Source organism: Pedobacter sp. (assembly GCF_041662865.1).
GTDB lineage: Bacteria > Bacteroidota > Bacteroidia > Sphingobacteriales > Sphingobacteriaceae > Pedobacter.
Window position 1 is genome coordinate 31,065 of the sequence record NZ_JBAZRL010000020.1, and the last position, 25,934, is coordinate 56,998.

The window sequence follows — 25,934 nt, forward strand, 5'->3', positions numbered from 1 at the left end:
ATTTAATTATGGATAAATTTCTTTTGCTTTTTTAATCGCCTTTTCTAAATCAATCCCCTTGCCCAATACACCTTTAAATATGTCCCCTTTTTTCTTCAGTCGCTCAATGGCATTAAAAATGGTAAAATCTTTCATTTTTAATCCTGGTTTTACTTCATCCCATTCTAAAGGCATAGAAACTGTAGCCCCGACTTTTGGTCGAAGTGAATATGGCCCAGCGATGGTTGCTCCAGGTCTATTTTGTAAAAAATCCAAATACATTTTTCCCTTTCTAGCAGAAACCATTCGCTCTAAAGAAGTAAAATCTGGTAGTTTTTCATTCACAATACCAACAATTATCCTTGCAAAAAGCTGAGTTTGGTCGTAGGTATATTTTGCACCCATTGGGATATAAATATGAATTCCAGTTGAGCCAGAAGTTTTAGGATAGCTAGGGACATCTATCGAATCTAATACTTGTTTTACGGTTAATGCCGCTTCAATTACTTTATCAAAATGATGCTTATCAGGATCGAGGTCTATTACGCAATAGTCTGGATTATCTGGCGACTGTACTCGCGAAAACCAAGGATTAATTTCAATACAACCCAAAGAAGCCATCCATAAAAGCGTTGCCACATCATCACCAACCAAATATTCTTTATCTTCTCCATCGCTTGTTGAATATGGAAAGGTTTTTGCCCAGTCGGGTGCTTTACCTTTAACATCCTTTTGATAAAAACTTTGTCCATGAATTCCACCTGGAAACCGATTTAAGGATTGTGGTCTATCTTTCAAATACGGCAGGATAAATTCAGCAACCTGATAGTAATAATTGAACATTTCACGCTTTGTTACTCCATCTTCTGGCCAATAGACTTTACTTAAATGGGTAAACTTTAGCTCCTTCCCATTCACTTTGCGTACTTGAGTTTCATCTTTTGGATTTAATAAGGTTTTAGGAATGGTAACTTTTGGTGGGCGGATTGCAGCAGCATGTTTATTTGGCAAAGCTTCTACTTTATTTGATTCATCTTTAATATCTGTTTTAACTTCTTGTACAACGTCTTCTGTATGTGCAGCTGTTTCACGCACTACATCTTTCGCATTTTTATCCATCCGCATTCCTTTGAAAGCAGGATGGCGAAATATTCCCTCATCGGTTACCTCGGTATAAGCCACTTCACATACTAATTCAGGTTTCATCCAAGTTGCTTTAGCGTTTGATTGTTTATGTTGAAAACGAGAAAGTTTATTAATATTTGGAACAACAGTAAACGGACTTTTATCTGTTAGGAATGGTTTAAATGTCTCCATCATTTTTTTCTGGTCAGAATCTGAGAATCCAGTTCCAACTTTACCCACATAAGTGAGGGTATTGTTCTCCCAAACTGCCAAAATCAACGAACTAAAAAGTTTAGAGGTATCTTCATTACGGGTAAAGCCAGCAATAATCACTTCTTGCCTTCTTGAAACTTTAATCTTTAACCAATCTTTAGAGCGATTAGAAAGCACATAAGTAGAAGATTTAAGCTTGGCCATAATCCCTTCTAATCCCATTCTTTCTGCTGCTGCAAAGAAATCCGTTCCATTCGCATCAAACACTTTCGAAATTCGTATTCTATCATCATCTGTTGGTAGTGTTTCATTTAAAATTGCCTGCCTTTCTACAAGAGTCAATCCTGTTAAATTTTTACCTTCATACCAAAGTATATCAAAAACATAAAACACCAATTCTCCATCTGCTTCACTCCTCCAGTTTTGTAGAGATCCGAAATTTGAAATCCCTTTATCGTTTAGCACCAGAATTTCTCCATCAAATACTGCATTTATCTTCCAAGAGGAAAGAATTTTATGGATTGGATAGAATTTGTCGTTAAAAGATTTGTTGTTGCGTGAAAGCAGTTCCACTTTTCCCTTATTAATAAAAGCTAATGCTCTATATCCATCCCATTTAACTTCGTATTGCCAGTTTGGATCGTCGAAAGGGGCATCAACCAGCGTTGCGAGCATTGGTTTTATGTTTTTTAATATTGCAGATTTTGGTGCTGATTTTAAAATCTTAGCTGTATCAATCTTTACTGAATCTTCAGAAACTTCTGCGTCTTCTACACCCAATTCATTTTGTTTTTTAGATTTCGACTTAGCTTTTTTTTTAACGGGTTGCTTTGCCTCAATTTTCTCTTCTTTATTACTGTGCCAAACCTTATCACTAGATTTCTCCATTTCCTCAATTGTTTTATCAGAAAGTATGGATTTATCTTGCTTTAAGATGTCCTTTTTAGTCGAAAAATCATCATCATGTTTAATCAATAACCACGAATTTTCTCCCATACCATGTGTTCGCACCAAGGCAAATTCGCCATTGAGCTTCTCACCATGCAATCGCATTTTCACAGAACCTTTTTTGAGTTCTGACAATAGGTACTTTTCTTGAGCTTTTTTTCCTTTTATTGGATCAATAGTTTCATACCAACCTTGATCCCAAACAATCACAGTTCCACCTCCATATTCACCTTGTGGGATAATTCCTTCAAAATTTCTATAGTCAAATGGATGATCTTCTACCATCATTGCCAAGCGCTTTACTTTTGGATCTAAAGTTGGCCCTTTGGGAACTGCCCAGCTTTTCAGCACACCATCCATTTCTAAACGAAAATCATAATGTAACCGAGAGGCATCGTGCTTCTGAATCACAAACATAAGTTTATCGGGGTCTTTACTCCTACCTGCCTTTGGTTCAGCAGTTTTAGAAAAGTCCCGTTTTTGGTTGTATTTGTCAAGTCCCATGGCTATCGCTTTTGCTAGGAAGAAAACAGTAATGTAAGTAAAAAAGTTTCGAAGAATGAAAAGTTAGCTAACCTTTTAGTGTCCTCCAACAATTAATCATCTTTTTTAACCAATCCATCTACTAATAATTTCCATTGCGGATAAGAAAGTCCAACTTTTGCCGTCCAACCTACCATCGCATTGCGTAATCCATCAAAAATTTTCTCTGTATTTCCGTTTGGCACCTCATTACGCCCATGCATTTCTGCCCATACCGTTTGCCCACTTCTGCCTACAATAAAGGTAGATGTAGCTGTATCTGAAAAGAAGTGCGCCACACCAAGCTCAGGATGAAATGGGTTTGGACAAGGTCTAACAGTGAACCCAGTCCATTCCTCTAACTCGTTTTCTGCATTTTTTTCAACCTGTTCAATTCTCACCCAATCATATCCATCGCCAGCAGAGGTACCAGGACCAGGTATATCTATCCTGATTAAGTTGCCAACTTCCAATCTAAACGAAGGTGAACCATCGGCTAGAGTTAATTGAAATGTTGTTGCAGAAGTACCGCATATCCTATCCCAACTATTCACTTCAAACAGTCTTAATTTTACTAATTGGTAGAATACTGTCGCTTGTCCAATATCTGACACTCTCGTTTCACCTCTAACATCCATTTCACTACCTTGCAGTTGCTCGGGTACTAATATCTGCTCATTCATCTTTATATAGTTAACTATCTTTCAAAGTCTTATTCAATATTTCAGCAATCGAAAATTCAGCGCCGCACACAAATTCATCTGCTGCGCCATAATAGATTGTTAATTTATCACCATCCACTACGTGACCATTTGTAAAGACCACATGACCAAAGAAACCAGAAAGTTCATAGCTTTCTGTAGGCATCATAATTGGCTCCACAGTTCGGCCTAGTAAAATTGATGGATTATTAAGATCCATTAAAAAAGCGCCAAGGCAGTATCTATGCTCTGCGTCAGCTCCATGATAAATTTCCAACCATCCCTGCTCAGTCCAAATTGGAGAGGCACCTGCACCTACCCTAGCACTGTCCCACATTCCTGATCGGGTTTTAATTATACATTTGTGATTTCCCCATCGGAAGCCATCTGTCGAATCGCATAACCAAATAAAATTGCCTCCAATCTCTTTTGAACTAGGCCTGTGTAATGCATAAAATTTCCCATTAATATTGCGTTCGAAGATTGCACAATCTTTATTGTGTGGTGGTAGCATCATTACAGGTGTAGAAAAAGATTTCCAATCAGTTGTGGTTCGAAGTCCAACACCAACTCCAGAATCCGAAACGGCAGTATAGGTAAGGTAATAAACATCTTTTATTTCTACTACTCGACAATCTTCGATCCCAAAACGTTCTAGCTCACCCATTCCAAATAACCCTGCATATTCTGGCTCTTCTGTAAAAGAAATCCCATCACTACTTGACAATAAGCGCAAATGGGAAACCGTGGTCAGATAATCTAATCCCTTGTAATTTCTTACTCTAGCATCACTACCTACAAGATCTGGATCATTCAACGGCACTTCGATAATTTCTAATTTTCCCATTTCGTTCATTACTGGGAAAAAGATAAAGCCTTCTTTTTGCGCAATGCTCTCAGCTACTCTAACTAACAGCCATATCTTTCCTTTAAAACGAAAAACGCCTGGATTAAGCAAACAAATAACCTGAAGTCCTTTATCGCTCGGTGCAATATCTTTTGGCAATAAAATTGGATTATCGGGAAATCGTTTGGCTAAATCTTTCATGACTAAAAAAACACCAAGAGAAACGAATAGTTCTAAATATTTTAAAAACAAACCAAAAAAGTGCGTGTTTATATATCGTTTTTACAGCTAACTTTTTTTGGAAATGAATGGAATCTCACCATGGCAAATAGCCGCAGCTACTTCCCTTGTTAATGATGAAATGCCAACTGTATTTGAGAAAACGATTGGCGATTATAAGTTTACCGTCCTTAGTTCTAGCGATGCGGTTTACATCTATTGTAAATGGAAAAATGGCAGTATCGCTTTCAGACCAATTTATTCGCCAGATCATAGACTTGTGATTAAAAGAAAAAATATTACTGATAATGGGATTACGATCTCACTAGAATCCACTATGGGAGCATGTAAAGTTAAAATAGAGATTATTGACAGCGAATTCCCAATCTTAAAATATAATACGGCAATTACCCCTAAAACTAATTTGCATATTCCATTTTGGCCAAAGGATATCATTTTATGTGAGAATGCACATACCCAAAAGAATAAAGGAACCGTCCATGTAAAACAAGTAGGAACAAGGTCTGGAATTCTTCATTTCAGTTTAGATGAACCTAATACTGGCAGTTTATTATATTTCCAAAACTTAACCTCTCTTGCTGATTATAACCAACAGACCAAAACCTCAGCTGGAGAAACGGTAGGTGGAGTATGGCCAGAGCTTGGATTTTCTTTACCTGTAACCAAAGACGATTCGTTAAAAGCAGGTACAACTTATACAATTAGTGATGCGCTAATTGCATTTGATGCAAACACCACAAAAGATGAAAACAAACTTACTACTCAATACTTAAATTTACTTGCCGCTGTTTACTTAGAAATCCCAAAACCAAATACTAAGTATGTTAACTGGCCAGACATATTGAATAAAGGACTACATGATTTAATTGATGCGCCTGGATGTTGGTGTCAAGTAGAGGACAACCAGTATTTTAATGCTTATATCTCAGATTACGATACTCCACCAGAAATTATGGTACAGTTAGCTGTACTGTTACCTCTATTAGACTACACAGAATGGAGTGGCAAATCATTACCTGTTATTGATAAAATCAAAAATGGTCTTCCAGAGTTCTGGGATAAAAAGCTAAAAACTATTGTACGCTGGCTACCCGCAGCGGAAGATAAGCTAAAGGGAGAAGAAGAGCAGAAAAAACCCATGGTTATGGACTCTTGGTATTTGCATCATCCCCTACTTAACTTATCGCGTTTAGCGCTAAAGGGGGATAACAAAGCAAAGGAACTATTCTTAAATTCATTGCCTTACGCTACAAAAGTTGCTAAACATTTTAAATACAACTGGCCAGTTTTTTATAAAATGGATACTTTGGAAGTAATTAAGGCAGAAACCAAACCTGGAGAAGGTGGGCAACATGATGTTGGTGGACTTTATGCTCATGTTATGATTCAAGCTTATGAACTTACTAATGAAAAAAAATACCTTAAAGAAGCAGAACTGGCAGCAAAGAGCTTAAAAGGAAAGGGATTTAATCTCTTTTATCAGGCTAATAATACCACATTTTCGGCTGGAGCTTTGCTCCGCTTATATAAGCTTACCAAAAACGAGGATTATCTAAATCTATCTAATCTATGTTTAGCAAATGTATTTCAGAATGTACAACTTTGGGATTGCAATTATGGGTATGGCAAGAATTATCCCACTTTTTTTGCTCTCTTCCCTTTATCTGATGCGCCTTATACAGCAGTTTATGAAGAACAGGAAGTTTTTTGTGCACTGCATGACTATTTACAACATGCTAAAGATGTTGACATTCTCCCATCAATACGGTTACTGGCAAGCGAATACATTCGTTATATGATAAGTAGAGCTTCCTATTATTACCCACCATTGCTACCTAACGACATGTTATCAGACAATGTTAAAGTTGGTGAGGTTGATAACAAATTATGGGTTGCTCTGGAAGATCTACATGATGGTTGGGAGAAATCTGGTGAGGTTGGTCAAGAAGTTTATGGCGCTGGTAATGCTTTTGGAATTCTACCAAGACATTATCACAATATAGATGAAAAATTTAAGTTGTATGCAGATTATCCAATTCCGTTTAAACGGAAAACAAGCTCTACTTCGTTGATCTTACAATTGGCAGGTGATGAAAGGATACAATGCCGTTTACGTATTATTCCAAATGATGTAAGCAAAAGAAAATTCGAGCTAAAATTAGCTGATGGCAACAAATTATCATCTAAAAAAACAAGAGAAGGACATTTAGAGTTTTCGGTAAATGGAAATCAGCAGTTGGAGATTAATTGGTAATGTGCAATAAAAAAGACCAATCAAAGCTGATTGGTCTAAAGGTAGATGTGTACTATTTTTATATTCTCATTTCTGGCTCGATAAATTCTTCGCTTACTTGTGAAGCATAAACCTTCACTTTATCTACATATTCAGGCGCTTTATCCATCCAATCATCTAATAATGATCTTCCAGTAAGTATGTCCTTTTTAGTTATGTGCTGCACTGCCGCATATACAGCGATGCCAAACAGTGCTCCTTTGATAAATCCCATAGTTAGTTTTTTTAAAAGTTATATCTAAAAAACAACCGCAGTGCGGAAAAGTTTCGTAAAAAATTTAAATAATAAAAATTATTAATCAAGCTGATAATCCTTTCACACCAAGGAACTTCCCCATATAACTAAGTCTATTCTTCAGCGTATTGGCCAAAAATGAAAATCTTCTTTTTTCTTTACCCTTAACTATTAATCTTTCTGCGGTAACTAACAATTCGTCCAGATTAAACGGTTTCGCTATAAATTCATCACAACCGTAATCTTTTATAGACCATAAAATTTGTGGATAAGCAGAGTATAAGATTACTGGAATACCCGAAAAACGGTTATCTCCTTTGACTTGGCTACATAGTTCTCCTCCATTTACAGTAGGAAGATAATATTCTATCAATACAAGATCTGGGTGAAAGTTTTCCATTAAAGGAATGATATCGTTACAACTCTGCACAACCTTGCATTCATAACCTGCTTCAGCAAACATATCGCACAATATTTCTCCAAGTGAAGGGTCAGGTTCTATTGCCAAGATTTTTAGGAAAAGGGCTGCAGGTTCATCAGCAGTCCATGAAAAATTGTGATTAAGATTTTGAATTGACATAGGTTTTCGTTTTAAAAAGATACATCATTAAAAATTCTCAGTAACCATTTAACAACCTCTATACCAAAGTGCCAAACCATAGATCTAGGCACATATAATCTGAAAAAATTTCATTTTAAACCTGCAAAAAATGCAGAGGAAAGAAAAATTGACAGCTTCTCTTAAAAACCATTTTCCATATACAATTGTTATCTAAGAAACTAAAAATTAAGCATATGCCTTGGCCAAAAGGAGATTATCCACCATCTTATAAAAACCTTCCCATTCCATTAAGAGAGAAAGCTGTAGAAATTGCTAATGCAATATTGGAGGAATCTGGAGATGAAGGAATTGCTATTGCTACTGGTCTTAAGCGAGCAAGGGAAGTGATGAAAAATAATAAGCAAGAAACTGCTAAGAAAAAGAAGATTAAGTAATCTTACTATGCATCATATTACTGTTACTTTCGATAAAAAAACATATGATTTCCAGATTGGGGAATACCCACATGCTGATGAATTACACTGTAAGCTTAATGTATATAAAGATGAAAAGTTGGTTGCTAGCTTTACTCCAGACCGTCATCATATTTTGCATTTATGTAAGAACTACGGAAATTTAAAGGAGCCACTAATACATGCTATGGCCGATCGTATTGAGCAACTTTACCCTTACGGATTTTTTGAGCAAAAAAAATTTAGCCGGTTAATTAAGCACTAGTAACTGTTTATTTGTTTAGCTCTTTTAGTTTTTCTTCAATTGGTTTAACATAATTTTCATCATCCAAATGTGCACCTTTTGGTTGCTCAAAGCGCTGTATCTTTCCATTGGCATCCTTGTTAAAACTTCCTAAATCTTCACCGTCTAAGTTAATATGGTACTGTTGTCCATCTTTAATGATAATAACATGAGATAACTTTTGTTTAATTAGAATATCGAAAATGATTTTTTCTCCCTTGATGTTACTTTCTTTAATTGTAACTGGTATTTCTATTTTCTTATCGTTGTTCATAACGGTTAATTATTATCTTTTAGTAACAGTTAGTTCACTAATTTGTTTCATTCATTCGTATAGGAAAGCATTTATTAACTGTTTTTTAACTAACTATTTTCTAAACTAAGCAGAATAGATACATTTGATTATGAACACTAAACAAACGTTAAACTGGGGTATTATTGGCTGTGGCGATGTTACTGAAGTAAAAAGTGGTCCTGCTTTTAATAACATTCCAAATTCTAGACTTTACGCTATTATGCGACGAAATGCAGAAAAGGCGGCAGATTATGCCATGCGGCATGGTGTTCCTGTTTGGTATTCATCGGCACATGATTTAATTAATGATCCCGAGGTAAATGCTATTTATATTGCCACTCCTCCTTCTACTCATGAATTGTATACTATTGAAGCGCTTAAAGCTGGGAAACCTGTTTATGTAGAAAAGCCAATGGCACTTTCTGCACAGAGTTGTAAGCGTATGGCGGCAACTGCTGAAGAGTATGGTATAAAACTTACAGTTGCACATTATAGAAGAGCCATGCCTTATTTTAGTAAGGTTAAAGAACTGATTACTGAAATTGGTGATCTTCGTTTTGTAAGTATTAGATTTTATCAACCTGCATTTTCAACTGTTGTTGCTAGTTCTGAAGAAAATTGGCGTGTAGATCCTGAGATTTCTGGTGGTGGTCTTTTCCATGATTTAGCGCCTCATCATATCGACCTGCTTAATTGGTTTTTTGGAAGCCCGACGAGTGTGAATGGTTTTTCTGCTAATCAATCTCAATGTAGTAAAGCTGATAATATTGTTTCAGCATTGCTAACTTATGGGACGTTACCTGTTACTGGTACTTGGTGCTTTGATGCTCCAATGCAAGAAGATTTGTGCGAGATTGTTGGTTCTAGAGGTAGTATTCGGTTTGCTTTTCATGGAAATAAGATTACCCTGAATAAAGATGGAAAGGTTACTGATTTTCCTTTTATACATTCGAAACATGTGCAGGAACCCATGATTGCAGCTGTCGTTGGGTATTTTACTAATGAAATTGACACGAATCCTTGTGCTGCTGAAGAAGGAATTAAGACTATGCAGATTATAGATGAGCTTACAGGGAATAAATTTACCTTTTGATACTTGTGATTATTAATCTTTTCTAGTGCGCTTGTTATTTAAAAGGTTGCAGTTAGTAGTTAGAGTTCGGTAATTAAGTTATTCACTGATCAAGATTACAAACCATATTGCTGTTGCTTTGTTATTTTAGTATAAAGACCTAATCAAACTATGGAACTAGAACCAGAACTATTAATACATGCCTCTAGAATTGGCGACCTAGATGTTCTTAATGAACTTATTAAGGGCAATGCCGACTTAAACGTACATGATCCAAAGGGTTATACTCCGTTAATTATAGCTTGTTATAATCACCAGATTGATGCCGCAAGATTATTAATTAAAAACGGCGCTGATGTTAATGCTGCTGACCTTGGTGGCAATACTGCACTGATGGGCGCAGCTTTTAAGGGATACGCTGATATCGCAGAGCTGCTGATAGAAAACGGTGCTGACTTAAACTTACAACATGGAAACGGTGGTACAGCACTGATGTTTGCCGCCATGTTTGGCAGAAATGATTTGGTAAGACTTTTACTACTTCATGGTGCTGATACATCTATTTGTGATACAAGGGGACTTAGAGCTGCTGATCTGGCTGCGCAGCAAGGAAATCAAGAAGCGATTGATCTGCTAACAGCATAAAGCCTAACAAAAAAAGACCTCAATTATTGAGGTCTTTTTATATAATTCGGTTCTACTTAAGCTGGTACTTTACGCTGTTTTTCTCGTTCCCAGAACCTGTGCCCTGCTATAGCAGTAATAAATTTATCTGCAAGCTCTTTGCCATTTCCTGTCAACACTCCATCATCACTTAATGGCTTTTTGTTTATTCCTTTACCAAAATAAGTTAATTCTAATAATGATGTTGCATCTCCATCTAAAGCGATTGCTTTACAGTGTTTGTAAGCTTCGTTTAAAAAATGAATTGCATCTGGTTCAAGGCTAAGTGCATCAATACTTTTCTTCCCTCCTGGCACAAATACCGCATCATATAACACAGAGCTTGATGTTAATAGACTTTCATCAAGTGGCATTGCTGCTTTCTTATCGGTTTGCACATTTCCCTGTCTATTACCAATCAGTTCTACTACAGCTCCTGCAGCGACTAATGCTTTTTTCATGGTGTTTAGTGAAACATCATCCACTCCATCAGCTACCAGAAAGGCGATTTTTCTTGTCTTTATGCCATCTTTTATGGTTTTCACCATACTTAGTGCTTCCGATTTTTCTATTGTTGGCTCAACTTGTAATGATTGGTAATCTTTTTGTGTAGCGTCCGCTGGGATTCCTTGATTAATTACTTGCTCAGGTTTTTTACTTGCTGCGATACCTAGATTGGCGGCCACTTTATTACGAAGGTCAAGATCGATTTGACTAAGTACACCGAGCATGCGTTCGCGAATTGCTGGTGTCTTTACCTTGCCTAGCTCGAAACTAAAGGCATCTACAATGTGATTCTTTTCTGGTTGTGATTGGCTATTAAAGAAAAGTTTAGCTTGTGAATAATGATCGAAAAAGCTTTTGCTTCTTGCTCTTACTTTGCGTGAATCAATCCTTTCATTGTAACTAACAAATCCACCATCAGATTCTTTTACCTGCTTAGGATCGTTACCTCCAGTACTATTTGGATTATAACTGGCTTTGCCAACATTAATGGTTTGACGCATAAAGCCATCTCTTTGGTTATTATGTACTGGAACGACTGGCCTATTTATTGGTATCTCATGAAAATTCGGGCCTCCTAAGCGAATTAACTGTGTATCCGTATAAGAGAATAGTCTTCCTTGCATAAGTGGATCATTGGTGAAATCGATCCCAGGAACTATATGTCCAACATGGAAAGCCACCTGTTCAGTCTCTGCAAAGAAATTATCTGGATTGCGATTTAATGTCAATTTACCGATCCGTTGTACTGGAACTAACTCCTCTGGGATTAACTTAGTAGGATCTAATAAATCGAAACCAAATTTATGTTCATCTGCCTCTGATACTACTTGAATACCAAACTCCCATTCTGGAAAGTTTCCACTTTGAATGGCTTCCCATAAATCTCGTCTATGAAAATCTGGATCTTTACCAGAAATGTTTTGCGCCTCATCCCATGCCACTGAATGTACACCTAACAATGGTTTCCAATGGAATTTAACAAAATGCGACTCCCCTTTTTCGTTAATAAGTCGGAAACTATGTACACCAAAGCCTTCCATCATTCGATAACTTCTTGGCACTGCTCTATCGCTCATTAGCCACATAATCATGTGGGCTGATTCAGGCATTAAGGAAATAAAATCCCAAAAGGTATCGTGAGCAGACGCTGCCTGTGGCATTTCATTATCTGGTTCAGGTTTAACCGCATGAACTAAGTCAGGAAATTTCATAGCATCCTGAATAAAGAAAACAGGCATATTATTACCTACTAAATCAAAGTTTCCTGCTTTTGTATAAAATTTTACAGCAAAGCCACGTACGTCTCTTGCTAAATCGGTTGATCCTCTAGAACCAGCTACCGTTGAAAACCTGACAAAAACTGGGGTTTCTATTTCGGTATCGTTTAGAAACTGTGCTTTGGTTAATTCTGGTATTGCCTTGTATAACTTGAAAACACCATGTGCACCAGAGCCTCTTGCATGCACAACTCTTTCGGGAATACGTTCATGGTCAAAATGTGTAATCTTTTCGCGAAGGATAAAATCTTCTAACAAGGTTGATCCACGGTCGCCTGCCTTGAGTGAATTCTGATCATCGTTGATCTTTACGCCATGGTCTGTTGTCATGGGTTGCGCTGTAGCATCGGCAGTGTGTGGTTTAAGGTTTTTTGTTTTTTGGTTCTCTGGCAATGCTGCCTGTTCTGGGGTAAGTGTCTTTTTAGCCATAAGTTGTGATGTTGTTTATTGCAAACAAAGGCTAGAAATTTATGTTTCAAAAATCTTCATATTTTTAATGTGGATGATTGTTCGAACTAATACCCTATCAACTCATCTGTATCTATCAAAAATTTTACCTTCAAAAACACATAACTTAAATTAGGCTACAACAGGGTTAAATACTCCTTTAAGACAAGGAATAGGGTATAAATTCTATTTCACTACCATAAGCTTTTGAATATGTGAATAAATTAACCAATAAAAAATTGAAAGTTTATCGAATTTGTAATAAATTATGAATAGATATTTTTTATCCCTATTTCATCGATGATTTTCTTTTGAAAAAGATAGATCAAATGAGATGATAAAACCAAATAACTGAACCTATCTTTTATCTCAGGATATGTTTTTCTAATGAATGCTATTTTTAGGTTTGCAGTGCTAATAAACATGTAATTAACAAACAATTATAAAAACAACTTAGATTAATTATGAGAAAACGTAGACTTTTTAGTTGGATCATGTGTGCATTTTTTTGCATGATCTCTAGCACTCTGATGGCTCAGAGGGTTTCTATTAATGGAAAAGTGCTTTCCTCCGACAGCGGCACCCCTATTCCAGGGGTATCAGTTAAAGCGTCCAATCCTAGTCGGACAGCTGTTACCAACGAGCAGGGTATATTCTCCATCTCGGTAACTCCTGGAGAGATGCTTGAATTTAGCTATCTGGGTTTTACTACTCAAAGGCAAAAAGCAGCTAACAATATGCAGATATCTTTAGCTGAATCAGCCTCGCAATTGGAAGGTGTGGTGGTTACTGCTTTGGGTATTAAAAAAGAACGAAGGGCGTTAGGCTATTCGGTTACTGAGTTAAATGCAGCGGAGCTGATGAAAAACAAAAACACCAACATTGTAAATTCCATAGCAGGTAAAGTTCCAGGTGTCAATGTTACACAATTCAGCGGTTCTGCAGGTGCAGGAGCTTCTATTACTATTCGCGGAGGTACTTCTACTGCAGAAGGGAGGCAAAACCAGCCTTTATTTGTGGTAGATGGTATTATTTACGACAACTCAACTACGATAACTGGTAATTCAGGAACAGATGGTTTAACACGAAGCAATACCACTTATTCTAACCGTGTGATGGACATCAATCCTGAAGATATTGCAAGTCTATCGGTTTTAAAGGGGGCTGCTGCTGCTGCCTTGTATGGTTCTAGGGCTGCTGATGGGGCCGTGATTATTACGACTAAAAAGGGAGCTGAAGGGGTTACAACAGTAAATTTCAGTAGCAGATTAAGTACATCACAGGCTAACAAATTGCCAGAGGTTCAAACCTCTTTTGGCCCGGGTTCTTATGCAACCAACGGTGTTTTCAACGATCTGAACGCTTACAGTTCATGGGGTAAACCAATTAGCGCAGGTACACCAATATATGATAACATTGGTACTTTCTTTCAGAACGGTGCGGTGTATGACAATAATGTTAATGTTTCGGGTGGTTCAAAAAACGGTTCCTTCTATTTATCGGCATCTAATTTTGATCAGTCAGGTATTGTTCCTGGTACCGGTTATGATAAAACCACTTTCCGCTTTAATGGTCAGCAGAAATACGGAAAGTTAACAGTAGATGCAAATGTAGCATACTCTATCGCTGATATTCAAAGAACCTTAACAACTGCCGGTTTATATGGAAGTGGTGTAGGAAGTATGCAGGCATTGTATAGTTGGCCTACTGTATTTGATATAAAGAATTATGTTAATCCAGATGGTTCTCAATCTCGTCCTTATGCTGGCACACTTGATTTGGCATCTGATAGAGACAATCCTTACTGGATCATCAATAAAGATAAGTTAACCTCCCAAACCAAGCGACTTACAGGGGGTGTTAGTGCTAATTATGGAATAACCAGCTGGTGGGATGTGACCGCTCGTTTAGGTTATGATCAATATACCACTAATGATTATACCTATATTGCTCCGGGTTCCGCCCTTGCTCCATTATATCAGAATGGTCGTTTAAGTAAAGATATGGTAAACTATACTTTCCTTACTACTACCCTAATGACTAACTTTCATAAAACATTTGGAGATTTTGAGGCTCACTTGATGTTAGGTGGCAGTACTGAAAGTAATGAAACACTAAGTCAGAACCATTGGGGATACAATTTTATAACGGCAGGCACCATCAGTTTAACTAACATTGCCAATACCAATAAATTTTTTACTGATGCAACTGGTAGGAAACGTTTGGTAGGTGCATATGGTGAAGCGGGAGTATCTTATAAGAGTATTGCTTATTTAACATTTACAGGACGTAATGATTGGGCATCTTCATTACCTGCAGATGCGTATTCTTATTTTTATCCATCAGTAAGCGGATCATTTGTCTTTACTGAGTTGCTTCCTAAAAACAATATCCTTTCTTTCGGAAAGATTAGGGCAAGTTGGGCAAGTGTAGGTAAAGATACAGGCCCATATCAAACCGGTACCTCTGTAAATGCACCCTACACTATTGGCTCTTATACTGCCGTAGGTAACCAATGGGCTGCAGGTAATCCTAATCTAAAACCTGAGATGCAGGATTCATGGGAAATTGGAGGAGAGTTCAGATTTCTGAAAGGACGCATCGGTTTAGATTATACTTACTATCATAGCGAGACGAGAAATCAAATTGGGCAACCACGTTTGGCTCAATCTGGCGGATTTATTTTCAGCACGCTTAACAGCGGTACTGTAATTAATAAGGGTATGGAAATTGCGTTGACAGGAAAGCCTATAGCGAATAAAGATTTCTCATGGGATGTAATGCTTAACTTTTCTTACAACAAGGGTAGGTTAGGCAGTTTTATTCCAGGGATAGCCTATTTCTATCCAACAGATGCTCAGTTTGGAACAGTGAAGGCGGCATCTGTGCCTAATGGAGGATACTTCCTTGGATTGACCGGCTCTCCATACTACCGTGAACTGGATGCAAATAAGGTAGAAATTCCAAATGGACGTTACCAAGTTGACCCAACCACTGGTTTATATAAATTAAACACCACGAATCCTGTTGTGGGTAACCGTGAACCAGATTTTATTGGCGGTTTTAACAATACCTTACGCTATAAAAAACTTTCACTTTCGTTCCTGATTGATATTCGTAAAGGAGGTGATGTGTTTAATGGTACCGAATATGCTTTAGTTGCAAATGGCTTAAGTAAAAGAACTTTACTAAACGATAGACAAACGGTTACCGTAACTGGAGTGAATAGCGTTACTGGTGCAGATTTTTCGCAAACGTATGAAGCGGGTAAAACCTATACCATTGGCACCACATCTGTTGCAGGTACCGCTATGATTCAACGGTATTGGGATAACTATGCGGCTAATTCCTATAACTTTCTTACCTCGGTGAATTGGCTAAAATTACGTTCTGTAGAATTAACGTACGACTTTAAAGATCTGGTAAAGAAAGCCAAGTTTATCAAAGGATTATCTGCTTCGGTAGTAGGAACCAATCTCTTAACCTGGACCAACTATAAAGGTATGGATCCTGAAGTAAGTGCAGCGGGCGGAACAGGTGGTTCTGGCTCTACTGGTATCGATTACCTTGGGGTACCAGCAGTTAGAACCTTTACCTTTGGATTGAATGTTAGTTTTTAATTAATTGAAAAATAAATCATGAAAAAATTAAAATATATTATACTCGGGTGTATACTCGTAGGCACGGTAACTTCGTGTAAAAAATGGTTAGATGTTAACGTAGATCCAGATAACCCAAATAATCAAACGGTATTGATTGAAAACAGGCTACCCTGGATCGAGCATTTTTACATGTACTCTGCAGGAGTAACAAATTACCGCACTGCATGCCAGGCTGGTGTGTATTATGCCATTGCAGCAGCTCAAAATACGTTTTCTACCACATGGCAACCTTCCACTGCCAATTCCACCACTCCATATCAAACATGGTTTGTAGCTACATCTTCAAACGTGGAGGATATGTACAATAGTGCTAAAAAGCAGGGTGCTTATCATTATATGGCTGCTGCCGATGTTTTCCATGCATTAGGTTATATGCAAATGCTAGACCTTTATGGCGAAATGCCATACAAAGAGGCAGGAACAGGAAATCCAAGTCCTAAGCCAGATAACGGCAAAACCATTTATTATGGATGTATGGCAAAATTAAATGAAGCCATCAGTCTATTCAGCAAAGCACAGGAAGCAGGTGCGCCTGCGCTTACATCTGGTGATATGATTAACAAAGGCAATATCGATAAATGGATCAAGCTATGCTGGGGGTTGAAAGCCCGTTACATGCTTAAATTGTCTAAAAAAGCAGATGCATATAATCCAGATTCAATTCTAATCTGTTTATCAAAAGGGCCTCAGTCTATTGCCGATAATGTAGTAGAACAAGGTCTTAATAACAGTACTGTAACTGATTATTTGCTTGGCGATCCTATCGTAACAAACGGAAACTTTAATTATGCAGCTTATGGTAACAATCAGCGTATTTCTCAGTTTCACTACAATCTGTTAACAAATATGCGTGCTTCTGGTGTAACAGATCCTCGTATGACCAAAATTGTACCTGCTGCCATGTCTAATGTTAAATTGGATGGAAATGGTAAAGTCCAATCTTATGACTGGATTCGCTCTATAGGTGTAGACTCTTATGGACCAGCAACAAGATTACTGAAGGCAGGGAGCCCTACCTCTATTGTAACACCAACTTATGCTGCTGCCAATACTAATATAAAGTATACGATTTCAAACTCCACTGACAGGGCTGATTTTATTGCTTCTTTAGCGGCTAAAGGAAAAACTTATACGGTTAGTGGAAACGACGTGACTGTTACCTATAAGGCTGGTTCGATGTTCATCAATAGCACAAATTATGTATATGCTGGTGATACTACTTATGTAAGTTTACGTAGTAACTCCATTGCCACTTCTGGAAATGCAGCTCAGCCTCAAACAGATGTGAATTGGTATGTTAATGCAACAGCGTATTCTGCTGGTGTGGTTGGCTCTACCGGTTCATTCCAAACTCGTCCAGTTTCTGATTTTGAGATTTTAACCTACCATGAAATGTGCTTTATAGAGGCTGAGGTATATTTGCGAAAAGGTGAAACTGCCAAAGCCTATGACGCCTACAAAAGAGGCATTACAGCGCATCTAAATATGATGCAAGCAAAATTGACTGAATGGCAGGGAACTTATGGTACAACCAATCCTGATATGCGACCAATGAATGCAGGTGATATTGCTGCTTATCTTTCAAGTAATGCGGTTGCCCAAAACGGGGGTGTTTTAACCATGCAGGACATTATGCTACAAAAATTCATTGCCATGGGTTGCAGCATTGAAAACTGGAATGATATGCGTCGTTTCAATTTTAGTGCAGGTAACGTAGGAAGTTTTGGGGTTGTTTATCCAGGTTATGACAGAGGACCATTATTTACAGGTAGCGCACAATTAACAGGCGCTGGTAAAACTGATCCAAGATATTGGATGCGCCGTTGGGCATTGCCTCCGGTATATGAGATACAATACAATTCTATCAATACCCTTGCTTTAAATCCTCATGCTACCGATCCAAATATTTGGTCTATGCCTGTATGGTGGGATTGTGCTACAGATGCAGAGTATCAAAATTATCTGAAGTAATCTTAATTGAATTACAAAATAGAAACAATCTCAGTTAAAAACTGAACGAAAAGGCCCTTCTTACAGGCCTTTTCGTTTTTTAAATCTCCTAAACGACAATTCGTTTTGTCCGTTCTACTCGGCTGTGATTATTAAGTATAAACATTTAAAGCAGGTGAGATTGCAAGTACTTTATCACTCCGAAAAGTTGTTTTAATTGTTACATAAAACACCCTCTCATATTGCCACAATAAGCAGCTTTTTATTAATTTTGTATCGTTTTTAATACGCAAGACTTATACCCTCCAAAAGGTATATGTACATAAAAAATAGATATGAATATTCTGAAGATGCTACGCAATTTTTTCCGTGGCGCAAAACCCAAAGCCAAGCTAAAATATTTGTTCGTTGCACTTTTATTGTTTATAAGTAGTAATGCTAACTCAACTTATACAGTTACTGGATGCGTTTCTGATGATACAGGTTACCTGTATACAAATCCATCGGGTGTTAATAGTCCGCGTGGATATTGGTACGGCCCAGCTTATGAAACCAATGCAGTAGTCACATCAGGACAAATTGGATCTGGTGTCTACTGTCATGCAACTGATCTAGGCAATTGTGTGATTAGAACGAGGTCTCGCTGTACTGAATGTACTGGACCCTATGATTATAAAATTGGCGGAGGTACTGATTATTATTATGAACAGTCTGGTCAATTAACAGGGTACCTCATGTGTCCTCTGGATGATTATATCGGTTTTCTACTAATTATAATAGGAACAGTGGGTTTTTATTTTTTAAGAAGAAAGAACGTAATGCTAACTGCTAATTAATACAATTTTTAAGCTTGGCTTACTTGCGTTAAGTTAAAGTTAAATATACGAAGCCACTCAATGAGTGGCTTTTCTTGTATCTGGGCTTACAATAGGTTTAGGATATAGTTAAAAAAATATTTAGTGTAAGAACTCGATCAAATTTTCGACTAAGCAGTAAAAAATTATGAAAACAACTTTAAAAAACTCATTGCCCGTCGTTATTCTTATCAGTTTTTTAGTGCTTAGTTGGAGTTCGGCTTCAAGTACACGCTCAAGTTCTTCAATTTATGTAAAACCCATTGTTTCTAGTAGAGATACTATCAAAATGACAGTGGGTGTTCCTTTAAAACCAGAAGATGTAAGCCCTTTGTTAATCGGCGAGCAAATTCCTGTTTTGAAATTACCAAAATCTTCGGGTCAGCTTTTTGACTTAAACAAATCGGTTGCTGAAAAGCCAACAATTCTTGTTTTTTATCGTGGCGGTTGGTGTCCATATTGCTCTAAACAGTTGGCTGGATTACAGGAAATTGAAAAAGACTTGACTAAAATGGGTTATCAAATTATTGCAATAAGTACAGACAGTCCAGATAATCTAACTAAAACAATGGACAAGCAAAAACTTTCATATACACTCCTATCTGATGCTGATTTAGCTGCATCAAAGCAATTTGGTATTGCTTTTAAAAGTCCAAAAAGTTACGATAAGTTTTTGCCAGGAACTTCGGGAGGTAAAAACATTGATAAGTTATTGCCAGTTCCGTCAGTTTTTATCTTAAATAAAAAAGGTATGATTTTGTTTGAATACATTAATCCAAATATTACTCAAAGACTAAGTGCGCCATTATTGAAAGCCGCTTCAGCTGCACTTCTTGAAGAAATCTAATTTAGTTATGTTATTTAAAACCTATCATTTGTTTTTATTTGGAACTATATTAACACTGAGTTCATTTTCTACGCTCCATAATCCGCTAGTTAAAAGCAAGCAAATATTATTTATTGAAAACAGCCTTTCAACTGCTTTAAAAAAAGCCAAAGCAGACCGTAAATACATATTTGTTGATGCGTATGCAATTTGGTGTGCTCCTTGCAGGCAATTAAAGCTTAGTACATTTAAGGATAGAAAGGCTACTGATTTTTTTAATACAAATTTTGTGAACGTATCACTAGATATGGAAAAAGGCGAAGGAATTAATTTAGCTTTAAAGTGGGATGTTCAAGAATATCCCACTCTTTTAATTCTTGATTACAATGGAAAGGTTATTCTTCGCTCCATAGGTTATCTGAATGCAAAACAACTTATCGATTTCGGGAAACAAGCATTAACTAATTAGTGATCATACATTAGAAATTCGATCAGAATGAAACATGTATAATCATTTAGGAACATTAAATTTACCTATGCAAACAGACGAACCAGAAATTAAAATAAGTGAGAACAAAGGGCTTAATCCACACTTATGGGTTAATCACTATGCTGATTATTTATATGCTTTTGCAATAACCCGTTTAAATGACGAAGATTTAGTGAGAGATCTTTTGCAGGAGACTTTTCTAGCAGCATTGGAGCGTAAAGATAATTTTGAAGGTCGAAGTACAGAAAAAACATGGCTTACTGCAATTTTAAGAAATAAAATCATTGATGTGTATAGAGCTAAGTCATCGGGCCTCAAAAAGGAAGCTGTTTTAAGTGAACAGTATGATACCGATTTCTTCGATCCTAAAAACGGACATTGGAATGATGAGCAAAGACCTTCCCCTTTCGGAATTGAACAACCAAATACACTCGAAAACAAGGAATTTCAAAAAATACTGCAGGCTTGCATGAAAAAATTACCTTCTCTTTGGTTTGCAGTATTTACAATGAAACATATAGATGATGAATCAACACAAACGATTTGCAAAGAACTAAAAGTGACCTCATCAAATTTTGGAGTTATTATGCACAGAACTAAAGTTAGCTTAAGGTCGTGTCTTCAAAAAAACTGGATTTAAACTTATACAGTATGAAAGAATTAAATGCAACTGAACTAAAAAAGATAGCCTATAATTGTCGAAAAGCTACTTTTTTAATTGAAAAGCAACAAATAGGGAAAATAACCGAAAGAGAACAGTTGGAATTAAAATTACACCTCGCTGGATGTTCTATATGTGTAACCTTTATGCAGCAAAGTGCGGTAATTAATCAAATGGTAAGAAAACTGTTTAAATCAGATCCTACAAAATTGAAATTAGATAAAGGATTTAAACAACAACTTCAAAAACGTATTGTAGATCAATTGGAGAAGAATTAGAAATTAACTTCTTAGCTTATAGGCTGATTAACATTAAGCTTCCAATAGACTTAGCGTAGTTAATTTTTAATCAGTCTTAGCTTCAACGAATGATAAATCAAAAGGTTAAGAAGAATAAGATCTAACCCATAGAATACATCCTCAAAAGGTATAGTCCCAATTCTTAGCCCAATGATATGCTCGGCACTGTACCAAACCACCGGCTCATTTAATCCAGTACCCGTTAAAATGCCATTTACAATACAGAAAGGAAATAGCAACACCAAATAGACTAGATAGAATTTTCCTAGCCAATCTACCTGTAGTATATTTCTTGCTAGCAGCAAAAGCAATGTCATGAGCAGCCCAGTAGATACTGTGTAATAGTGCCCCCAGTAATAAATTGCCCCTATAAGCCCTAAAAGTATCAATGAATAAGTAATTATATCTTCAACTGCCTTAGGTAGCTTTAGATTCATTAGTAATGTTAAACAATGATAGGTGAACACACAGGAATAGGGAATACATAGAAAGAACAATAATTCCTCTAGGGGAAGTCCCCAGAGTTTCCATCCAATAATATAATTTAGGTTAAAACCCCATACACCAAGATGGGTAAAATAAATGTCCCACAGCAAAAACAACAAGCCTGTTAACATTACAGCTGGAAAGAATGCCTTCCAAGTTTTGTAAAATTGCAGCTTTGGATGAAAGGAAAAAACAAATGGGACAACGATCGTAAAAAAATCGACCAGAAGGTAAGTGTAGTTTGTCATGCCTTTTTTCTAGCTTCTAAAAAATATTTAAACGGTACCCACAGCATTCCAAAACATTCCCCCTGCTCCTTTCCCAAATGTTTATGGTGCATCTTATGTGCTCTTCGGATTGCTTTGAGGTACCAGTTATCGGAATTGCGTAATACTTTGAACCGTTGATGAATAAAGATATCGTGCACTAGGAAATAACATGCACCATACAGCGTAATACCTATCCCAATATAAAGTGCCAATTCCTTACCATAAAAATTTCCAAGTGCAAGACATACCATTCCAGGGATCGCAAATATCAGAAAGAAAAAATCATTGCGTTCTAGAAAATCATCATGATCCTTGTTATGGTGATCTCTATGCAAGAACCAGAAAATCCCATGCATCACATACTTGTGGGTTAGCCATGCCACTCCCTCCATTGCAAGGAACGTCAACAAAACTATACCTATGTTAACCAATATATCCATCGCTCAGCATTTTTTTATAATAGACGATCACTTTCTCTAAACAAATCTTCAACCATTCGGTATATTCTCCTGGGTTAAGCCTGATGTCGTTTGAAAGCTCACCCATGCTCACATATCTAAAAGCAGCAACCTCCAGCGGCGCTAAAATAGGGCTATCATCGCTAACACCAAAATAAACATGATCAAATTCATGTTCTAAAATACCTTCAGTTACTTCTGTTCTATAGATAAAATTAAAACCATACTCTAGTTTGCATTCCATTCCCATTTCTTCTTTCAACCTTCTGTGGGCCGCCATAATAGTATGTTCATTTTCACGTGGATGGCTGCAACAGGTATTTGTCCACTTGCCTCCTGAATGATACTTATTTAAAGCTCGCTGCTGCAACAGTAGCTCCCCTTTTGAGTTAAATATAAATATGGAAAAAGCTCGGTGCAACTCACCAGAGATGTGAGCTTCCATTTTTTCCATGATACCAACTTGATTGTCGTTACTATCTACTAATATCACTTTCTCCATCACTGTTGTAATTTTTTAATTTCTTCACTAGTACATTTTTTCGAAGCGATAAGGTAGGCAGTAATGTTATCCTTTAGCACCTTATCAGTTAGGCTGCCTACCCCTGCAAGTAGTTTCTGTTTATCTGAGGCAATATTACCATGATACCCAAGAAAGCCAGGAAGATTGGTCTGGATCGAGAAGCGGATGAACCTCATTTCCATGTTACCAGGCTCTCTAGCGATGGCTTGTTCTATAGCTGTTTTACCTTTCGAAAATCTAGAAAGCTTAGTTATCGGATTGAAAGCATATTTCGCCTCCATCATAAAGGCTGCACCCTTATAACATACAAGTATAGGTGCAGAATTTGGCCCAACAACCTTTAATTCCTTGGAAAGCAATGCTGATGCCGAGGATTCAACTACTGCCCTATAGTAGAGTTTTCTTAGCATTGAAAGCTCGGGGACATCTTTAGACTTCGAATTTCCAATGATTAAAAGACACAGTAGTATTCTCATATTGCATTCATCTTATAACGAATCATCGAATCGAACATTAATCCTAGCTTGTGGCCATTAGATATCCTGATCCTACTTGCTATTACTTTTTCTGCCGAAACCCTTTTGATTTTTTTGAACAGCTCAAAATAATAGATATAGGCAAGGTAAACACCACTCCTCGCCTCTCTTGGCAACAATCTAATTCCCTTTAGGGCGGCTCTAAATTCAGCTTCAATTTCCAATTCGATTTGTTTTTTCTCTTGGTTACCAAATGCAGAAAGATTTACTCCAGGGAAATAACTCCTCCCTAGCTGAACATAATCTGCATTCAGATCTCTTAAAAAGTTGACCTTCTGAAAAGCCGAACCAAGTAACATCGCTGATTCCTTAAGATTTTCGTATTCTTTTTTATTTCCTGCAGTAAAAACTCTCAAACACATAAGTCCAACTACTTGTGCTGAGCCTAGTATATAACGATTATATTTATCATTAGTATAAGTTTCCTCTCGGAGATCCATTTCCATGCTATCCAAAAAAAGATCTACTAACTCTCTTTCAATGTTATACTGTCTTACCACCAGCTGAAAAGAATTAAGTATTGGATTCAGGCTAATTCCCTGATCAATGGCCTCATAGCAGTCTTTTCTGAATTTGTTCAATAAATAGGTCTTATCAAAATCATGAAAACTATCCACAATTTCATCAGCCAAACGGACAAATCCATATATTGAATAGATTGGCTGCCTTATTTTTTTGTGCAGGAAGTAAATGCCCAGCGAAAAGCTAGTGCTGTAACGGATAGTGGTGATTTTGCTGCATTGTGCAGAAAGATGATCAAATTTCCTAGGTTCTTGTTTAATGCTGTTGCCGCTAGTTTTCCAGAGATAATAGAGGGCGGAACCCCAGGTCCTGGAACAGTTAACTGGCCAGCATAAAATAGGTTGTCAATTTTTTTGTTTTTAATCGAAGGCTTAAGGTTTGCTGTTTGCATTAAAGTATTGGCTAAGCCATACGCGTTGCCCTTATACGAATTATAATCCTGTACAAAATCTTGTATGCAATAGCTTCGCTTATAATCTAGATGGTTTGTAATATCCTGCCCACAAAACTCTTCCAAACGCTTCATGATTAGTGTGAAATAACGTTCCCGAAGCTCAGTAGTATCTTCAAGTCCAGTTGCGAGTGGCATAAGCACAAAAATGTTTTCATGACCTACTGGAGCAACAGCATCATCCGTTTTTGAAGGACAGCATACATAAAACAATGGCTTTGATGGCCATTTCGGATTCTCATAAATCTCAGCAGAATGCAGGTCTAAGTCTTCATCGAAAAAAAGGGTGTGATGCGATAGGCGATCCAGTTTTTTAGTAACGCCCAGATAAAAGATGAGGCTTGATGGGGCAAGTACTCTTTTCTCCCAGTATTGCTCTGAATAGTTCCTAAACTCTTCACCCAACAGGCTATCTTCTACATGGTGGTAATCTGCTGCTGCAACAACACCATCGTAATTCAATAGAAAGCGTTGAGATTTAACACGGGTAATCTTTCGCTTTTCAATAGTAAATCCTGATACAGGTTCATCGGTCAGAAATTTAACCCCTAACTGTTCAGCTAGGTTACGCATTCCGTCTATTACAGATGCTAGACCTCCTTTAGGATACCATGTGCCTAGAGAAAGCCCAGCGTAGTTCATCAAGCTATAAAGAGCTGGGGTATCTTTTGCGGTTGCGCCAAGGAAAAGTACTGGGAATTCCATTAACGCTATAAGTTTTGGATGGCTAAAATATTTTTTAACGTGCGTCCGGAATGATTGCAATAACTGTAGCTTAAAAGCACCCTTAATTACGTCCATATCCAAAAACTCAGTTAAAGAAAGACCGGGTTTATGCACCAAATTTTCCATACCCACTTTGTATTTGAAACCCGCACCAGAGAGAAATTTCCTAAGCTTAATAGAACTTCCTTTTTCGATCTGTTCAAAAACCTCTTCTAATTTTTCAATGGACTTTGGGATATGCAACATATCATCTTTACCAAAAACGATGGAGAAGCCGGGATCAAGTTGTGAAAGCTCGTAGAAATCTGTTGGTACATAACCAAAATCTGCAAAGAATTGCTCAAATACGCCAGGCATCCAGTACCAGCTAGGCCCCATGTCAAAACTATAACCGTTTTCCGTAACCAATTGTCTTGCTCTTCCACCCGTCTGCTGGTTTTTTTCATATATAGTTACTTCAGCACCACTCTTTGCGAGGTAACAAGCAGCGCTTATACCCGCAAACCCTGAACCTATCACTGCAACTTTAGGCTTATATGAACTAGAATTGTTATCCATTT

Annotated in this window: 25 protein-coding genes; 12 read left to right on the forward strand and 13 right to left on the reverse strand. The window is 37.2% G+C overall.

Annotated features, from left to right (window positions below; translation table 11 throughout):
* Positions 1–6 precede the first annotated feature (6 nt).
* The 3 genes from ligD to WC622_RS08765 form a co-directional block, all read right to left on the reverse strand.
* Positions 7–2,769 carry a DNA ligase D gene (ligD, locus tag WC622_RS08755; protein ID WP_372819239.1) on the reverse strand — a complete coding sequence of 921 codons (2,763 nt, stop codon included), beginning with the start codon at positions 2,767–2,769 and terminating at the stop codon, positions 7–9.
* A gap of 92 nt (positions 2,770–2,861) precedes the next feature.
* A complete protein-coding gene (locus WC622_RS08760; protein ID WP_372819241.1) occupies positions 2,862–3,470 on the reverse strand; it encodes a hypothetical protein in 609 nt (202 codons plus the stop codon).
* A 10-nt stretch (positions 3,471–3,480) separates the two neighbouring features.
* Positions 3,481–4,536: a glycoside hydrolase family 130 protein gene (locus WC622_RS08765; RefSeq protein ID WP_372819243.1), complete on the reverse strand. Its 1,056-nt coding sequence runs from the start codon at positions 4,534–4,536 to the stop codon at positions 3,481–3,483.
* Between the two features lie 103 nt (positions 4,537–4,639).
* Here WC622_RS08765 and WC622_RS08770 point away from each other — a divergent pair, with 103 nt between their 5' ends.
* A complete protein-coding gene (locus tag WC622_RS08770; RefSeq protein WP_372819245.1) occupies positions 4,640–6,829 on the forward strand; it encodes a hypothetical protein in 2,190 nt (729 codons plus the stop codon).
* Between the two features lie 58 nt (positions 6,830–6,887).
* Here the strand turns inward: WC622_RS08770 and WC622_RS08775 are convergent, their stop codons facing one another.
* A complete protein-coding gene (locus tag WC622_RS08775) occupies positions 6,888–7,082 on the reverse strand; it encodes a YtxH domain-containing protein (protein WP_372819247.1) in 195 nt (64 codons plus the stop codon).
* 85 nt (positions 7,083–7,167) lie between these two features.
* Positions 7,168–7,683 carry a response regulator gene (locus WC622_RS08780; protein WP_372819249.1) on the reverse strand — a complete coding sequence of 172 codons (516 nt, stop codon included), beginning with the start codon at positions 7,681–7,683 and terminating at the stop codon, positions 7,168–7,170.
* 215 nt (positions 7,684–7,898) lie between these two features.
* On the opposite strand from WC622_RS08780, the gene WC622_RS08785 reads away from it, so the two are divergent.
* Both WC622_RS08785 and WC622_RS08790 read left to right on the forward strand, forming a co-directional pair.
* On the forward strand, positions 7,899–8,099 hold the full coding sequence (locus WC622_RS08785) for a hypothetical protein (protein ID WP_372819251.1): 201 nt from the start codon (positions 7,899–7,901) through the stop codon (positions 8,097–8,099).
* A 7-nt stretch (positions 8,100–8,106) separates the two neighbouring features.
* The gene (locus tag WC622_RS08790; RefSeq protein WP_372819253.1) at positions 8,107–8,382 is read left to right on the forward strand and encodes a hypothetical protein; all 276 of its coding nucleotides are present in this window, start codon (positions 8,107–8,109) and stop codon (positions 8,380–8,382) included.
* 7 nt (positions 8,383–8,389) lie between these two features.
* Here the strand turns inward: WC622_RS08790 and WC622_RS08795 are convergent, their stop codons facing one another.
* Positions 8,390–8,674, reverse strand: a complete 285-nt coding sequence (locus tag WC622_RS08795) for a hypothetical protein (protein WP_372819255.1) — start codon at positions 8,672–8,674, stop codon at positions 8,390–8,392.
* Positions 8,675–8,804: 130 nt separating this feature from the next.
* On the opposite strand from WC622_RS08795, the gene WC622_RS08800 reads away from it, so the two are divergent.
* Together WC622_RS08800 and WC622_RS08805 are read left to right on the forward strand one after the other, a co-directional pair.
* Positions 8,805–9,788 (forward strand): Gfo/Idh/MocA family protein, encoded by a 984-nt coding sequence (locus WC622_RS08800; protein ID WP_372819256.1) that lies wholly within the window; start codon positions 8,805–8,807, stop codon positions 9,786–9,788.
* Positions 9,789–9,938: 150 nt separating this feature from the next.
* Positions 9,939–10,412: an ankyrin repeat domain-containing protein gene (locus WC622_RS08805; protein WP_372819258.1), complete on the forward strand. Its 474-nt coding sequence runs from the start codon at positions 9,939–9,941 to the stop codon at positions 10,410–10,412.
* Positions 10,413–10,468: 56 nt separating this feature from the next.
* Here WC622_RS08805 and WC622_RS08810 read toward each other — a convergent pair whose 3' ends face one another.
* Entirely contained in the window at positions 10,469–12,643 is a 2,175-nt protein-coding gene (locus WC622_RS08810) for a catalase (protein WP_372819260.1), read from the reverse strand.
* 482 nt (positions 12,644–13,125) lie between these two features.
* Here WC622_RS08810 and WC622_RS08815 point away from each other — a divergent pair, with 482 nt between their 5' ends.
* From WC622_RS08815 to WC622_RS08845, 7 genes are all read left to right on the forward strand, one after another.
* Positions 13,126–16,281: a SusC/RagA family TonB-linked outer membrane protein gene (locus WC622_RS08815; protein WP_372819262.1), complete on the forward strand. Its 3,156-nt coding sequence runs from the start codon at positions 13,126–13,128 to the stop codon at positions 16,279–16,281.
* 18 nt (positions 16,282–16,299) lie between these two features.
* The gene (locus WC622_RS08820) at positions 16,300–18,294 is read left to right on the forward strand and encodes a SusD/RagB family nutrient-binding outer membrane lipoprotein (protein WP_372819264.1); all 1,995 of its coding nucleotides are present in this window, start codon (positions 16,300–16,302) and stop codon (positions 18,292–18,294) included.
* Between the two features lie 314 nt (positions 18,295–18,608).
* On the forward strand, positions 18,609–19,109 hold the full coding sequence (locus tag WC622_RS08825) for a hypothetical protein (protein ID WP_372819266.1): 501 nt from the start codon (positions 18,609–18,611) through the stop codon (positions 19,107–19,109).
* 166 nt (positions 19,110–19,275) lie between these two features.
* On the forward strand, positions 19,276–19,974 hold the full coding sequence (locus WC622_RS08830; RefSeq protein ID WP_372819267.1) for a peroxiredoxin family protein: 699 nt from the start codon (positions 19,276–19,278) through the stop codon (positions 19,972–19,974).
* A 7-nt stretch (positions 19,975–19,981) separates the two neighbouring features.
* Positions 19,982–20,422: a thioredoxin family protein gene (locus WC622_RS08835; protein WP_372819269.1), complete on the forward strand. Its 441-nt coding sequence runs from the start codon at positions 19,982–19,984 to the stop codon at positions 20,420–20,422.
* 67 nt (positions 20,423–20,489) lie between these two features.
* A complete protein-coding gene (locus WC622_RS08840; protein WP_372819271.1) occupies positions 20,490–21,083 on the forward strand; it encodes a sigma-70 family RNA polymerase sigma factor in 594 nt (197 codons plus the stop codon).
* Between the two features lie 11 nt (positions 21,084–21,094).
* Complete coding sequence (locus tag WC622_RS08845; protein ID WP_372819272.1) at positions 21,095–21,382, forward strand: hypothetical protein; 288 nt, start codon at positions 21,095–21,097, stop codon at positions 21,380–21,382.
* 59 nt (positions 21,383–21,441) lie between these two features.
* On the opposite strand, the gene WC622_RS08850 is transcribed toward WC622_RS08845, so the two are convergent.
* The 6 genes from WC622_RS08850 to WC622_RS08875 are packed head-to-tail and all read right to left on the reverse strand — an operon-like array spanning position 21,442 to position 25,932.
* Positions 21,442–22,137: a lycopene cyclase domain-containing protein gene (locus WC622_RS08850; RefSeq protein WP_372819274.1), complete on the reverse strand. Its 696-nt coding sequence runs from the start codon at positions 22,135–22,137 to the stop codon at positions 21,442–21,444.
* Positions 22,134–22,598 (reverse strand): sterol desaturase family protein, encoded by a 465-nt coding sequence (locus WC622_RS08855; protein WP_372819277.1) that lies wholly within the window; start codon positions 22,596–22,598, stop codon positions 22,134–22,136. Before WC622_RS08855 ends, WC622_RS08850 begins: the two co-directional genes overlap by 4 nt.
* Positions 22,582–23,118 carry an isopentenyl-diphosphate Delta-isomerase gene (gene idi, locus WC622_RS08860; protein WP_372819279.1) on the reverse strand — a complete coding sequence of 179 codons (537 nt, stop codon included), beginning with the start codon at positions 23,116–23,118 and terminating at the stop codon, positions 22,582–22,584. Before idi ends, WC622_RS08855 begins: the two co-directional genes overlap by 17 nt.
* Positions 23,118–23,615, reverse strand: a complete 498-nt coding sequence (locus tag WC622_RS08865; RefSeq protein WP_372819281.1) for a hypothetical protein — start codon at positions 23,613–23,615, stop codon at positions 23,118–23,120. Before WC622_RS08865 ends, idi begins: the two co-directional genes overlap by 1 nt.
* Positions 23,612–24,457: a phytoene/squalene synthase family protein gene (locus tag WC622_RS08870; protein ID WP_372819285.1), complete on the reverse strand. Its 846-nt coding sequence runs from the start codon at positions 24,455–24,457 to the stop codon at positions 23,612–23,614. Before WC622_RS08870 ends, WC622_RS08865 begins: the two co-directional genes overlap by 4 nt.
* Positions 24,343–25,932 (reverse strand): phytoene desaturase family protein, encoded by a 1,590-nt coding sequence (locus tag WC622_RS08875; RefSeq protein ID WP_372819283.1) that lies wholly within the window; start codon positions 25,930–25,932, stop codon positions 24,343–24,345. The genes WC622_RS08870 and WC622_RS08875 overlap by 115 nt, the downstream gene beginning before the upstream one ends.
* Positions 25,933–25,934 lie beyond the last annotated feature (2 nt).